The 15,070-nt window shown below is 39.5% G+C and carries 11 protein-coding genes; 5 read left to right on the plus strand and 6 right to left on the minus strand.

The window, feature by feature from the left end:
• Positions 1-18 precede the first annotated feature (18 nt).
• The 5 genes from AC0IWT_RS13845 to AC0IWT_RS13865 all read left to right on the plus strand — a co-directional run bounded on the left by AC0IWT_RS13845 (position 19) and on the right by AC0IWT_RS13865 (position 6,329).
• Complete coding sequence (locus AC0IWT_RS13845) at positions 19-729, plus strand: rhomboid family intramembrane serine protease (protein ID WP_056869689.1); 711 nt, start codon at positions 19-21, stop codon at positions 727-729.
• The gene (locus AC0IWT_RS13850; protein WP_471797600.1) at positions 722-1,576 is read left to right on the plus strand and encodes a rhomboid family intramembrane serine protease; all 855 of its coding nucleotides are present in this window, start codon (positions 722-724) and stop codon (positions 1,574-1,576) included. Before AC0IWT_RS13845 ends, AC0IWT_RS13850 begins: the two co-directional genes overlap by 8 nt.
• Entirely contained in the window at positions 1,577-2,707 is a 1,131-nt protein-coding gene (locus AC0IWT_RS13855; protein WP_056869687.1) for an endonuclease/exonuclease/phosphatase family protein, read from the plus strand.
• A gap of 112 nt (positions 2,708-2,819) precedes the next feature.
• The gene (locus AC0IWT_RS13860) at positions 2,820-3,452 is read left to right on the plus strand and encodes a nitroreductase family protein (protein ID WP_471797601.1); all 633 of its coding nucleotides are present in this window, start codon (positions 2,820-2,822) and stop codon (positions 3,450-3,452) included.
• A gap of 147 nt (positions 3,453-3,599) precedes the next feature.
• Entirely contained in the window at positions 3,600-6,329 is a 2,730-nt protein-coding gene (locus AC0IWT_RS13865) for an Ig-like domain-containing protein (RefSeq protein WP_471797602.1), read from the plus strand.
• A 46-nt stretch (positions 6,330-6,375) separates the two neighbouring features.
• Here the strand turns inward: AC0IWT_RS13865 and AC0IWT_RS13870 are convergent, their stop codons facing one another.
• The 6 genes from AC0IWT_RS13870 to AC0IWT_RS13895 all read right to left on the minus strand — a co-directional run bounded on the left by AC0IWT_RS13870 (position 6,376) and on the right by AC0IWT_RS13895 (position 14,992).
• The gene (locus tag AC0IWT_RS13870; RefSeq protein WP_471797603.1) at positions 6,376-7,332 is read right to left on the minus strand and encodes a 2-hydroxyacid dehydrogenase; all 957 of its coding nucleotides are present in this window, start codon (positions 7,330-7,332) and stop codon (positions 6,376-6,378) included.
• A gap of 41 nt (positions 7,333-7,373) precedes the next feature.
• On the minus strand, positions 7,374-8,180 hold the full coding sequence (locus AC0IWT_RS13875) for a DUF4249 domain-containing protein (RefSeq protein ID WP_471797604.1): 807 nt from the start codon (positions 8,178-8,180) through the stop codon (positions 7,374-7,376).
• 5 nt (positions 8,181-8,185) lie between these two features.
• Positions 8,186-10,510, minus strand: coding sequence for a TonB-dependent receptor (locus AC0IWT_RS13880; RefSeq protein ID WP_471797605.1), 2,325 nt, complete (start codon positions 10,508-10,510; stop codon positions 8,186-8,188).
• 103 nt (positions 10,511-10,613) lie between these two features.
• Positions 10,614-11,765: a multiheme c-type cytochrome gene (locus AC0IWT_RS13885; RefSeq protein ID WP_471797606.1), complete on the minus strand. Its 1,152-nt coding sequence runs from the start codon at positions 11,763-11,765 to the stop codon at positions 10,614-10,616.
• A gap of 57 nt (positions 11,766-11,822) precedes the next feature.
• The gene (locus AC0IWT_RS13890; protein ID WP_471797607.1) at positions 11,823-13,580 is read right to left on the minus strand and encodes a cellulase family glycosylhydrolase; all 1,758 of its coding nucleotides are present in this window, start codon (positions 13,578-13,580) and stop codon (positions 11,823-11,825) included.
• Between the two features lie 11 nt (positions 13,581-13,591).
• Entirely contained in the window at positions 13,592-14,992 is a 1,401-nt protein-coding gene (locus tag AC0IWT_RS13895) for a glycoside hydrolase family 30 protein (protein WP_471797608.1), read from the minus strand.
• Positions 14,993-15,070: the final 78 nt, after the last annotated feature.

The following is a 15,070-nucleotide window of genomic DNA, read 5'->3' on the forward strand; positions in this document are numbered from 1 at the left end:
TAATGAAACAAAAGATAAATGAACAGAATACATATACCGCCGGTAGTAAAAAATTTGCTGATTATAAATGTTATATTTTTTATCGGCACACTAGTTTTCAGGCCTAATGGCGGCTATCCTTTTGTAGATTGGTTTGCCGTTTATTATTTTGACTCTCCGGATTTTAAAATATGGCAGCCGATTACCTATATGTTTATGCATAGTCCGGTAGATTATTTTCACATAATCTTTAACATGTTCGCCCTCTATAGTTTTGGCAGTTTACTCGAAAGCAGATGGGGCGCTAAAAAATTTATAATCTTTTATTTTATAACTGGCCTGGGGGCGCTGGCGCTGCAATGGGCTGTGCAAGCATATGAAGTTTATTCGGTTGTTGGCCACGTAACCTTCGATGTAACTCAAAACTTATCTGCTCCCCAGGATAAAATAAAAATGATGGGAGAAATCTATTACGGACCGATGCTTGGCGCTTCAGGCGCAATTTTTGGCCTGCTAGTTGCTTTTGGTATGCTGTATCCAAATGCAGAATTGTTAATCATGTTTATTCCTGTTCCGGTAAAAGCGAAATATATTATTCCGGTGTATATAATTATCGAGTTAGTTTTAGGCGTTGGCAAGTTTGCAGGAGATTCCGTTGCGCATTATGCTCATTTGGGTGGCGCTTTAATTGGCTTCATTCTGGTTAAAATATGGAAGGATAAAGACACATTTTATACTTACTATGAATAACAATATTTTTAAAGACTTAAGCTTTAAAGTTTTCCGATCGGGCAATCCTTTGTTTTTTTACATCGGCATAAATACAATTATTTTTATTGTTACCGCTTTGATAGCACTGGTCGCTTTCTTAACGCGGACAAATGTTGACGTTTACGATTTGGTTAGGGAATATTTCGCCCTGCCGGCATCATTTTCAAAACTGCCAGAAAGATTTTACACCGTTTTCACCTACATGTTTTTCCATGATGGCTTTCTTCATCTACTGTTTAACATGCTTGGGTTATTTTGGTTTGGGCAGGTTTTTATGAATTTTTTAAAAAGCCGCCAGTTTCACTTTGTGTTTATCATAGGCGGTTTAGCGGGGGCTTTGTTATTTATTGCGGGGATAAACCTGTTCCCCGTTTTCGCTGATAGCCTGGCTGGGATAACCGTAATCGGCGCCTCAGGCTGCGTAATGGCCATTATTGTCGCAACAGCTACGCTGGTTCCTAATTACGCTTTTTACCTTATGTTTTTAGGTGAGGTAAAGATAAAATACCTTGCCCTTGCTTATTTTATACTCGATATTCTGAGCCTCGGTTCAACAAACGCTGGTGGAAGTTTGGCGCACATTGGCGGCGCAATTTTAGGTTTTAGCTACATAAAAATGCTTCAGAGTGGAAATGACCTGAGTAAAATTTTCGAAAAAAAACCGAAATTACGCGTGGTAAAAAACGAGCAACCGATAAAAAAGCCTACTTTTAAAGGTGTTTCACAAAACGAAGTAGATGAAATTTTAGATAAGATATCTAAATCCGGTTATGATAAATTAACCGCAACCGAGAAAGAAAAATTGTTTAAAGCCAGTAAAGATTAAATGCCGAAGCCAAAATCTAAATATTCTTTTTTTGACAAAATCTTTTTGCCCTTAACTGTTGTTTCGGTCATCTGCCTGTTGCTTGGAACCATTGCCGGCTACATCGACCCACGCAAGAATTTCCTGATGGCATATTTTGCTTTGGCTTATCCTTACTCGCTTGTCGTTTCTTTTCTGTTTTTTATCTGGTGGAGTTTAAGAAAGCGATGGGTTTTTTCAATTATCATTATCCTTGTAATCGTAATTGGCTTTAGAACATTCCATGCTACTTTTGGTTTCGGAGGTATTGAGGGCGGAGCCGAAAAAGAAGTTGGTTCGATAAGAATGATGACTTACAACGTGCACAGCTTTAAGTTATTTGGAGAGGATAATTCTATTCCGGTAAAAGAAAAAATGCTGCAGGTTGTCAAAGACCAGAATCCTGACGTAATTTGTTTTCAGGAATTTTATACCCGAAAAAAAGGAAAGTTAAATACGATAGACAGCTTGAAAAAGTTGTTAAAAATGGATAATTATTATTTCCGTCCGGCCGGCACCGAAAATGATTTTGATGCATTCGGACTTGCTATTTTCTCCAAATTTCCGATTAAGAATAAAGGCGAAATTGTCTTCGAATCTTCCGGAGACAATATGAGTATTTTTGCCGATCTGGACATCAAAGGAAAAACGATGAGGGTCTTCAACGTTCATTTCCAGTCGATAAGTTTTCAGCCACAAGATTATCAGTTTATCGACCAGCTTACTCAAAAAACCAGAGGGAAACTTTATGCTTCCAAAAGAATTTTAAGGATGTTGAAACGGGCTTTCGTAAAACGAAGTGACCAGGTAGACATTATGAAAAAAGAAATGGCAAAGTGCCAATGGCCATATTTAATTGCCGGCGATTTTAACGATACTCCGGCATCCTACGCAGTTAATCAGGTTACAAAGGGGCTTAACAATTCATTTATTAAAAAAGGTTCGGGTTTTGGCAAAACGTATAATGGGAAGTTCCCGAACTTTCAAATCGACTACATTGCAACAAGCAAAGATTTCGAAATTCTCAACTATCAGATTACGAAGGCAAAACTATCTGACCATTTTCCGGTGAGAACTGATATCAGATTCATCGAAACAGTTTCAGCAGATTAATTTTACTTTGTAATTCAATAGCAATTACTTTCTTTCTTACCATACATCAACAAAGGGCCATTATACATTACAGATATTTGTTTCAAAATTGAAATTTAAATATTTGAACAATATGAATTTAATAGAAGCTTTGAACTGGCGATATGCCGTTAAGAAAATGAATGGCGAACCGGTTGAACAGGAAAAAGTAGATCAAATTATAGAGGCAGCACATTTAGCACCAACTTCATCCGGCTTACAGCCTTTTAAAGTTATTGTAGTAACTAATCAGGAGTTAAAAGAAAAAATTGCGCCGATTGCTTATAACCAATCTCAGGTTATCGATTCATCCCACTTGCTAATTTTTGCGGCTTTTGAAAATTATACAGAAGAAGGAATTGATGCAACTTTTGCCTACATGAATGCTCAGCGTGGCTTGCCAGATTCTGCTACTGATGCTTATAAAGCACAGCTCAAAGGAACAATTTTATCTAAAACAGCCGAAGAGAATTTTAACCATGCTGCTCGTCAGGCCTACATTGGCTTTGGTGCTGCGCTTGCCCAGGCGGCCTTGTTAAAAGTGGATTCCACTCCGATGGAAGGCTTTAATGCCCCCGCACTTGATGAACTTTTGGGCTTAAACAAGCAAGGCTTAAAAAGTGTAACCTTATTACCATTGGGTCACCGCGATGAAGCTAACGATTGGTTGGTGAACCTTAAAAAGGTACGTAAACCATTAAGTGAGTTTTTGATCGAGTACAAATAAGAGATTTTCCTGCTTAGGAACATGAACGCCGGTTTTACTAATAATAAAACCGGCTTTTTTATGTAAAAAAATGTTAAAGCCCTGCACAGGTTATGTGCTCTATTTTTAATTGGATATATTTACAACCTAAGTAATTAATTTCCTTTCATGAAGATTTTTAGAATTTTATTAATCGTAGTTTCTTTTTCCTTTGCTATAAACTTCTCCTCATCAGCGCAAACTGATACCATAAGCATCAACACGATTATTACTAAAACCAATAAAGTTTTGAATGATTATCCTGCCGAAAAAATACACATTCATTTCGATAAACCTTACTACGCCGTTGCCGATACCATCTGGTTTAAAGCTTACGTAACCGAAAATCAAAATTTACTTTCCGGAATAAGCAAAATCGTTTATGTTGATGTTATTAATCAGCGTGATTCGCTCATTCAAACCGTTAAGTTACCACTGGCTGGCGGTATGGCAGAAGGAAATATTCCACTATCAATGGAACATTATCAGCAGGGAAATTATCATTTTAGAGCCTACACCAACTGGATGCTAAACAGTAACGACCCGGCATTTTTTAACAAAACATTCTACATCGGGGAAGCAATTGATAAAGAGCTCAAAACGCACATCAGCTATAAAAATTTATCTACGGATAAACAGGAAAAAATTGATGCCCGCGTACAATTTAAAGACATTAATAACAAGCCCTATGCAAATAAAAATGTGAACTGGCAGGTTGTTACAAGCTACACAACCATCGCCAGAGGAAGAGGAACAACTGATGCGAATGGCTTTTTAACGATAAACATGACCGCTAATCAAAAAGCTGAATATCAACTTCAGAAGGGCGAATTGATAACAAGTATTAACACCACCGAGAAAGAGGTTATAAACAGTACATTTCAATTAAAAAATGCAATAATCAATAAAGATTTTCAGTTTTTCGCAGAGGGCGGAAATCTCGTTTCGGGCATAACCAATAAAGTGGCTTTTAAAGCGGTAAAAAGCGACGGCTTGGGTATCAATTCGAAGGGCATTATAACCGATAACGATGGAAAGCAAGTTGCTACATTTACTTCGCAACATTTGGGCATGGGTACATTTAACCTCTTGCCAGAAGCTGCCAAAACTTACAAAGCAACCATCACTTATTCGGATGGTTCTACGGAAACGGCGAACCTGCCTAAGGTTGCCCAATCCGGAATTGTTATTACTGCCGATAACGCTGACCCGGAAAGTATAACGCTGAAAATTCTTGCTAACGATGCTTTTTTTCAGGCCAACCAAGGCAAAAAGTTTTATTTGCTGGCGCAAAGCAAAGGCGTACTTTGTTATGGAGCGCAAGCGGTATTGTCCAATAAAGAATATTTGACAACGGTGCTCAAAAGCAAATTCCCGATGGGTATTGCGCAGTTTACTTTGATGGCCGAAAACGGCCAGCCACAAAGTGAGCGATTGGTTTTTGTACAGAATAAAAACACAATGGCTTTGGCGGTAACTAGTGCCGCTGCCAGCTACGGACCAAAGAAAAAGGTAAAAATTAACCTCGCTGCGAAGAAAGATGGCGTACCAGTTGATGGAAATTTCTCTGTTTCGGTTGTTGATGAAACAAAAGTTCCTTTTAACGAAGACGGCGCAAATACCATATTAACCAGTTTGCTGCTAAACAGCGATGTAAAAGGTTACATAGAAAGGCCAAACTACTATTTCACGACACCTGATGCAAAGAAAAATTCAGACCTTGATGTATTGCTTTTAACGCAGGGTTACAGGAGCTATGCCTACACAGACATGATCAGTGGCAAACTACCAAAAATTACCTTTTTACCCGAGCAGGGAATCGAAATTTCGGGTATTTTAAGAATGTCGAACGGTATTCCGGTAAGAAAAGGCGCTCTGCTTTTAACCATTCCCGATAAAAGATTTAATCTTGAAGGTACAACCGACCCGGTTGGAAATTTTAAATTCACAAACCTTAACCTGACTGATTCATCAAAAGTAACCATTACGGCAAAGTATAATGTAAACTATAAAAGCATGGCCATAAGTTTGAATGGCACGCCTGTACCTAGTATAAGCCGTAACTTTGGTGCTGCAGATGAAGTTTTAAATATAGACAGTACCTTAACAACCTATCTGGATAACAGTAAAAAGCAATACGCTTACCTGCATACATTAAAAGATGTGACCATTAAAGCAGCCGCAATTCCGAAGGTTAGTCATAAGGATTACCCTGCCTTAACCGGGCTGCCAGCGATAGCCGACCATGAGATTTCCGGCGATAGATTAACAGGCTGTAACTTGCTGATTAACTGTTTACAAACAATGGCTCTTGGAACTACATATATTGATAACAACTTTTACATTACCAGAGATTACAATCAGGGCAACAAAATCCCAATGGGTATTTTTATAAACGGATTGCTAATGGATGTGAATCAGCTTAACACCGTTGATGTGAAAATGATTGAGTCGGTAGAAGTGTTTTTGAAGGATGAACTTGGTTTGGTTAACAGAACAAACAATATCAACGGAATTATCGTAATCAATCAAAAGAAAATGCCAAAAGGCACCAAGATTTCTAAAAACGAATTGCTTGATATGCTTCCAAAAAATTACGAAGTTACTTTTTCACCACAAGGCTATAATAAAGAAAGGCAGTTTTACATGCCTCGCTATGATGTACCGGCAAACCTTAACAGAAATGATTTAAGAACCACCATTTACTGGAACCCAAAATTAGTTACTGATAAAACAACTGGCTCAACATCTTTCGAATTTTACAACGCCGATGGAAAAGGGCAATATAAAGTTGTTGTTGAGGGTATCGATTCGAGCGGAAATTTAGGTCGTAGTGTATTTAGATACACCGTTAAATAACACCGAAATTTTAGCGTAAATCGCGTTCAGTTGTGGGCGGTGTATGCTAAACCTGATGTGGCAACTTTTCTCCCCGTAAACCGGCAATAATATTCTTTGCAACTAAATCTGCCATTGCATTTCTGGTTTCCTGCGTGGCAGAGCCAATATGTGGAAGTACGGCAACGCTTTCCATGTTGAGCAAGGGATTATCTACCGACATTGGCTCGGGATTGGTTACATCTAAACCTGCACCCCAGATTAAGTTGTTTTGTAACGCGGTAATTAAATCTTCTTCGTTATGAATTCCGCCCCGGGCTGTGTTGATAAAAATAGATCGTGGTTTCATTTTTTCAAAAACCGCCATATCAAATTTGCCCTTCGTTTCGGGCGTTAAGGCGGTATGAACAGAAATTACATCGCTTTGCTCAATCAGCTCATCAAAAGATACATACTTTGCCCCCAGCACTGCTTCTGCCTGCTCATTTCTTTTCCGGTTGTGGTAAATAACCTTCATTTGATAGGCGCCAATGCACCTTTTTGCCATTTCGAGGCCTATCTTGCCCATACCAAAAATACCTAGAGTTTTACCATGCAGTTCTATCCCGAGTTCAGGCGTCGGTTCATAGTTTTGCCACTGGCCGTTAAGGATTTTTTTATGCAGGTAAAATGCCTTTCTGGACACTGCAAGCATCAGCAAAAAAGCGGTATCAGCGGTAGCGCCACTCAAAACGCCAGGTGTATTTCCAATTGGAATATTCAGGCCCCTGGCTTCCTCAACATCAACATTATCAAATCCTACCGAATGCAAAGCGATAACTTTTAAATGTTTGCACGACTGTAAAAACGAGGCGTCGAGCTTATTCGGGCCAACGCTAACCAAGGCATCAACATCCCGGCAGGCATCGATTAACTCTGATGAAGTGATTTGCCGGGCCTCCTTCCAGTTACTTACAATTATATTATTTTGTGCTAACAACTTTAAACCGCTGTCTGCGATGTTGCCACTTATAAAAACTTTCATACAAACAGTAACATAGAAGTTTTGAGGATGTTTTTGCTTAGTTAGCGTACAGTTAAATTAAGTGATTGAAAGGTATGCGCACTGAAATAACCAAGCGCATTGTTCGAGATATTTGATGTTGGATTTGCCGGTGTTGTACCTTGATTTGGACCGCGATTCGACTGCTCGCTCAGCGCAAACCAGTAATCAAATACATTCGAATCTACACACTCCATCTCTATTTTCACTTTATCACCTGTATTCAATTCATCGCTATCATTATTGTTGTTATTCGATTTGAAGAAAAGCTGAATTTGAAGGGGGTTGCCATTGGTTAGCCTATCGTTTGAAGCGTAGAAACGTTGAGAAAGGTAATCGTTTACGAACAAATCGAAATGATAGAAGTTTGCTTCCTTTATTGGGTCTACTAAATAAGCAACGGCCGTTTTCCTGTCGTTACCAAAAAAAGAATTCAGAACAATACCAATTGAATCCAGCTTAACATTATTCGGCATCCTGGAACTTGCTGTATAGTTTTTGCCTTCGGCAGTAACATCCAGATTGTAGGTAACACCACTGGCGCCACGCATTCTGTTGGTGTAAATTCCCGGCGCAGTTTCCGCAAAGATGTAATTATTGCCACGGTTATCGCTTACCTTAACCGTTGCACCAGAAACAGCCGGAAAATTCAAAGCAGCATCGTAATTTATCGTTTTTGATATTTTAATTTGTTGTACTGCCAGTTTATCGGTTATCTTCCCTTCAATTACAATTTGTGGCGGCGCATTATCGGTATCAATAGAAATAATTTTCTTGCATGAAGAAAACATCAGGCTCAAAAAAGAAAAATATATAAGTAGCTTTTTCATATCATTTAAAATTTGAAGTTCCAGGTTACGGAAGGAATTAACCCAAATAATGACGTTTGTTCTGCAATGGTTTTCGTGGCATTAGTTGGGTCAGTTTTAAATTCGATTGAATATGGGTTTTTTCTGGCAAGTACATTGTAAATGCCGAAGTTCCAGCTCGATTCATATTTCCCCCGTTTACGCGGCTCCAAAGTTGCACTAACATCTAAACGCATGTTATAGGGCATTCTGCCGGCGTTTCGCTCTGTGTAGTAGTAAGCGGTTTGGCCACCGATAGAATATTTCCCTGCCGGAAAAGTTACCGCGTTCCCTGTGCTGTAAATAAAACTTGAAGAGAAGGTCCAGCGCCTGTTCATATTGTAAATGCCAACTAAAGATACATCGTGTGTTCTGTCTTGCCGTGCCGGGAAATAATTTCCATTATTCAGTTGCGCAAATTTGCGTTCAGTTTTAGATAAGGTATAACCCAGCCAACCGTTCAATTTTCCAAATTTCTTCTTAAAAAATAGCTCCAATCCATATGCCCTGCCCGAACCGTAAATTAATTCTGATTCCACATTTGAGTTTGCCAGAAGCTGAGCTGCATTTTTGTAATCGATTTGATTCTGAAGCCATTTGTAATAAACCTCTGCAGAAAGTTCATAGTTATTTTCCTGGATATTTTTAAAATAACCCAAGGCAACCTGATCTGCGATTTCCGGCTTAATGTTATTGCTGCTCAGCACATACTGATCTGTTGGCGAACTCGAAGTGGCGTTTGTTAGAATATGAATATTTTGCGTATTACGGTTGTATGATGCCTTAACAGAATTTTCATCATTAAAAAGATAACTCACCGAAAACCTGGGCTCTAAATTCAGGTAGTTTTTATAAAACTTGCCGCTTTCTACCGGTTCTGTAGAATTGATGTTGCCGGCAGCATCATAAGTACTGAAATTACCCGGACCAAGTAATGAAAACGCTGCAACCCGCAGCCCGTATAAAAAGTTCAGCTTTTCCGTAGCAGCCCATTCATCGGCCACATAAACAGCACTTTCCAAACCATAACGCTTCTCTTGCGTTAGTGAATTAACCTGCGATTCTTGTGAAGTTGTAATGTCGATTGGCGAAATTCGATGATGCGTAGCATTTAACCCGAACCTGAGAATATGTTTGTTGCTGAAATATTGAAAATCCTGTTTCAGGTTAAAATCCCGTACCAATGATGTAGCCTTAAAGTTGGTAACATCATTGAGCAGGCGAACCGTATAGTTGTAATTATTGTAAATTAATGAAGTGTTTGAGAAAAGCTTATCGCTGAAAATATGGTTCAATCTCAAGGTAGTTGTTACATTTCCCCAGTTATTTTCAAATAAATCTTTAACACCAATGTTATCTTTTCCAAAATAACCTGAAAGGTAAATGGTGTTTCGATCATCGATTATGTAGTTCGCCTTGGCATTAATGTCATAAAAATTCAAAGTGCTGCCGTTAACTGAAGAATCCGGCGAAGCCCTCAAAAACAAGTCAATATATGTCCTTCTAAAACTAACCATGAAAGAGCCTTTGTCTTTAACAATCGGCCCTTCTGCCTTTATCCTCGAAGCAATAAGGCCGATACCACCCTGAAATTTAAATTCCTTGTTGTTTCCATCGTCCATTTTAACATCTAAAACTGATGATAAACGCCCTCCATATTGTGCAGGCATTCCGCCTTTATATAAGCTAACATCTTTTATGGCATCAGCATTGAAAGTAGAGAAAAAGCCAAGCAAATGTGAGGAGTTATAAACAACAGCCTCATCTAAAATTATTAAATTCTGGTCTGCAGCGCCACCCCGAACATAAAAACCTGTATTTCCCTCGCCGCCCGATTTAACGCCAGGCAACAATTGAATCGTTTTTAATATATCTTTTTCACCAAGCAATACCGGGATAGAATTCAACGACTTCATATCTATGCGCTCCAAACCCATTTGAGCACTTTTTACATTTTCATTTTTACGATTTGTTGCACTTACAGTAACTTCCGATAAATCATTAGCTGTTTTGAGCTCTTCGTTAAGTTTTAAATCTTTATTTAATTTGATGGTTTTGACCACAGAAACGTAACCCGCATAGCTAACCACAACAGTGTATTCGCCTTCAGGCTGGGTTAAAGCATAATAGCCATAGTTGTTGGTAGAAGTAGCCAGATTAGTTTTTCCGCTCAATTTTACGGTTGCGCCGATTAAAGTTTCGCCAGTATTCGCATCCCGAATGGTGCCACTTAAGTTATACTTGTTTTGAGCCGAAACAGTTTGCAGTACAAAAAAGAACACAACTAACAATAGGTAAAACTTTACAGGCATATCGGCTAAATCTGATGATCGATTGATTCAAATGTACGAAATACAAGTTCTTTTCTATCAGTTGCCAGGATTTTTAACAACACCAGCAGGCTCTCAACGGCATTTATTTTGCCGGATAGACGCTAATATTGTGCGAACGCAACATATAAGGACTGACATTTTTATTGCCCGCAGTTTGGAATGAGATTAGCTTCGACGCCTGCATTGGCATATGGCAGTCGATACAGTTTGTTTTTAACACACCTTTTTTAAGTGTTTGGCTGGTATGCTTTTGTGTTTGATGACAGCTTATACATCTTTGGGAATAAATGGCCATATTCCCTTTAATGCTTTCGTGCGTATTGTGGCACGATTGGCAAGTCATTTCGCTTTTACGATAGCACATACTTCCCTGGAGCATTGCTGTTTGATTTCCGTGTACATCAGGATTAACACCACCGAAAGACACAAAATCCTGTGCATAATAATCGTTTAAATCATCGCCGGGCTGAAAATTAAACACGGACTGCACGGTGGTAAGCTTGTTACCAGAATGGCAAACACCGCATGCATCCATTTTTTGCTTGCGACTTAACGTTTTGAAGATGGTGATAAACTTTGCCGTTTTTTCGTCCGGGTTTTCGAGGTGAAAAACCGCATGCTGTTTTCCGGGTCCGTGGCAACGCTCGCAGTCAATTCCATAAAGCAAAGAGCCTTTTTCCAGTTCTTCATCCATAGCCAGTGCCGAAACCTGTTTAGTTTCCTTTTTAATGTAAGAGCTGTGGCATTCCAGGCACCTGCTCGGAATTGGCCGGTCGAAATACATGTTATTAATGGGAAAACCCGGACTATTTGCCCAGGTTTTTATTGCTGAAAAATGCGACAGCGGTAATTGATATAACTTTCTTCCTTTCCAATATGCATAGGTAAAGGCTTTTTCGCCCGAGCCGAAAGCAATGTCGAACCTTTGAATTCGGCTTTGTTTGCCATCTAGGTAGGCAACCTGATAGATTCCGCTATCCCGCTTTTCAATCTTAACCTTCATGTGCGCATTAAAGGCGAAAGAATTAGAGTCTGTTTGCAGGTAGCTCTCGAGTGTTTTTTTATTGGCCGGCGCAGAGCTTTGAGCATGTGCACTATGAATAAAAGACTGCGCAACTTTCGCATGGCATTTTATACAGGTTGCTGCACCTGTAAAATTTTCACCCCTAACATCGGGCGGAATTTTATCCGCAACATTCATGCACCTTGAAAGGACTACAATGAAAATTATCATTAAACCAAGAACGAAGAATATGCGCTTGTAGCCCTTTAACACAGGAATTTTGTTATTTTATTTTACAAATTGAATATAGCTAAAATTATAACCACCTGTATCTGCAATAATTTTAATTGTCTGTTTGCCCGAGTTTAAAGCAATGTTTTTTACCTCGAAAGCGGCGAACTTTTTAGCAGCACCGGTATTTGGAATGCTGATGTCTTTCGCCAAGATTTTTCCATTTACTACAATTGAGATCTTGCCATCCGTGTTAGATGAAGCTGCGTTAATTTTCAATGTATAATTACCCTTTTTTGCAACCTGAATTGTGTACTGTAACCATTCCCCTTTTTCAATGCTGGTTACAAAATATTTTTCATACTGAGTAGAATCTTTGAATATATCAACCCCGTCATTTCTGTAAATCCGCCCGCGATTTCCGGCAGTTCTCTTGTTGGTAACCGTGTGATAATCGGCGGTATCCAAATCGAAATAAGCCTTACCATTTTTGCCTAAATCATAATCTACTGCGTCAATAATTGTCCCACTTTTAACCAAATTAGCCTTGAAAGGCTTCGTTTCATCCGAATGTGGCTGCCGGATCATGGCGTCAATAACATCTCTGTGAATGATTGTATTTTCGAGTTTTGTGTAAATTGCCAACTCCATCATGCCACTATATACGTTGCTTTCTTTGGGCTTGTTTCCGCCATTGTTCATGTAATTTACAACCGCATTGTAGTTTGGGTTAGATTTTATCTCCATCGGGTTATTAAAGCCAACTTTCTTTAAAGGCCACCAAGCCCAGCCGATATTGTTTTTCTCAAGCAAGCTGATGGCATCAGTAAACCAGGTATTGGAATTTTCGCCGGTTTCACCCAACCAAACCGGCACATTTTGCTCGTCTCTGGCTTTTATCATATGGGCGATCGATGCCTGATCATTATAATTCCAATATTTGTGAAAGCTTAGCGCCATATTCTTATCCCAAAGGGGAAAAATGCCATTATAATTGTTACCCCAACCATTGCTTTCGATGATAATGATGTGTTTCTTATCTACCTGCCGAATGGCATTGGTAACTTCCACCATCAACTTTCGTAAAGGCGCATTAACTTTTTCCTTCGTTCCGTTTTTATCTTCTGAAGGGTTAGAAAAACCGTAATTAGGCTCATTAATTATGTCGTAAGCACCAATCCACGGTTCGTTTTTATAGCGATCGGCAAGTTTGGCCCACAATGCAATCATTTTTTGCTGATTTGCTTCACTTTCCCAAAGCATTGGTTTGGATGGATCTCTATCCGCGATATTTGTATCGTTTCCTTGTCCGCCGGGCGTAGCATGTAAATCTAAAATAAGGTACATGTTATTCGCTTTGCACCAGGAAAGCAAGCTATCCGTTAACGCAAAGCCACGATCCAGCCATGTATTCTTCCCTGCCACCGTTTCTTTTTCAACCGGCAATGTGTAAAGGTTATAATGCATTGGTAAGCGGACTGAGTTAAAGCCCCAAGCCTTTAGTGAGTCGATGTCGATTTTGCGGGTATGGTTATTTAGCCATGCGTCGTAAAACTCCTGAGTTTGTTTAGCCCCCATTAAGTCTTCCAAACGCTCACGGATTTTATATTGCTGGCCATCTTTGTTAATTTTTAGCATGTAACCTTCCTGCAACATCCATCCGCCCAGCCCAAAGCCACGCAGCAAAACGTTTTCGCCTTTTTCATTTACTATTTTTTTCCCGTCAGCTTTTAAAAAGCCTTGTGCTGAACCACTTAAACAAATCGAACTTAAGCACAGAAAAACCAGAAAAGATTTTAATTTATTTTGAAACATTGTATTGTAAATTACCAGATGTAAGTACCAACAGCCCCTTTATCAAGCGTTGCCGGCAGAATTTTTCCATTATAACTGATGTTGAAGCTTGCCATTTCCTTGCCCGTATTGGCAACAATTAAAACCTTCTTTCCATCAGGTGTTTTAAAGGCAACATTCGATAAATTTGCGAGTTCATTTGAAGCGATGCGCACAGAACCCGGGCGAACGAATTTCGAAGCATGGGCAACCGAGTAATAAGCGATATTTCTGCTAACATTATCCTTATCGATGGTTACAGCGCCCTGGCAGGTTGGGCAACCACCCCTATCAGTAAATGGTTTGTTTTCCGGGTCTGCCGCCAAATTCCATTCCAAAACAGTTCTGCTCCAGTTGCGTGTTGCGCCTATAATTAACCGCCTAACCGGGCCTGTAATGTTTATATCTGCAGCGCCTGGGCGCTCAACAACCATTTGTTCTGAGAAGTAGATATTCTTATCAGGATGTGCATTATGTATATCTGTTAAGGCTTCAATTTTTCCGCCGTAAAGATGAAATGCGGAACCGTCGATATATTTTCTTGCCTCAGCATCATCCAAAATTGAAATTGGATAATCTGGCCGGTCGGCATTATGATCGAAAATAATAATTTTCGTTTTTAAACCTGCGCTTTGAAATGCAGGGCCAAGATGCTTTTTAACAAATAGGGCCTGATCAGGAGCAACCATTAATAAACTGGGGTTATTACCAGGATGCAATGGTTCATTTTGCACCGTAACTGCGCCAATTACAATGCCTTCCTTTTTCATCTCCTGAATGTATTTAACGAAATATCTGGCGTAAGCATCATAATATTCGGGTTTAAGCATGCCGCCGCGGGCATCGTAAGTTGTTTTCATCCATAAGGGAGGAGACCATGGCGAACCTAATATTTTAAGTTTAGGGTTTATTGCAAGGATCTCCTTCATTACCGGAATGACGTCAGCTTTATCCAATCCCAGGTCGAATTTATTTTGCTCCAAATCAGTTTGTCCCTCTGGGAGGTCGTTATAAGAAAATACTTTCTCATTTAAATCTGAAGCGCCAATACTTAAACGGATGTAGCTTACACCAATGTTATTGCCATCAGTAGCGAACAGTTCTTTAAGTAATGCGGCCCGTGCTGGGGCGCTCATCCGAATAATGTGCTGCGCACTTCCCCCGGTTAGCGCATAGCCAAAGCCATCGATAGCCTGATAAGTTTCTTTATCGTTTACAGCAATTGTTTGGTTATTGTTTGAAGAGGGCGAGAACTTTAAAACATCTTGCTGTTTGGCAAATAAAACGGAGCGATCTGCTTTCGTAAGCCAGAGTGTGGCATTGGTTTGGGCCGATGAAGTTAGTCCGAAAGCAAAAATTAAAACAAAGCAATAGCTTATCGCCTGTAATTTCATAAGGGCAAATTTATTATTTGTAGAAGATTAGAAAGCTTTGAAGCACTGGATTTAGCTTCAAATTATGTAAGCAGAACG

This window comes from Pedobacter sp. AC464 (genome assembly GCF_979253075.1).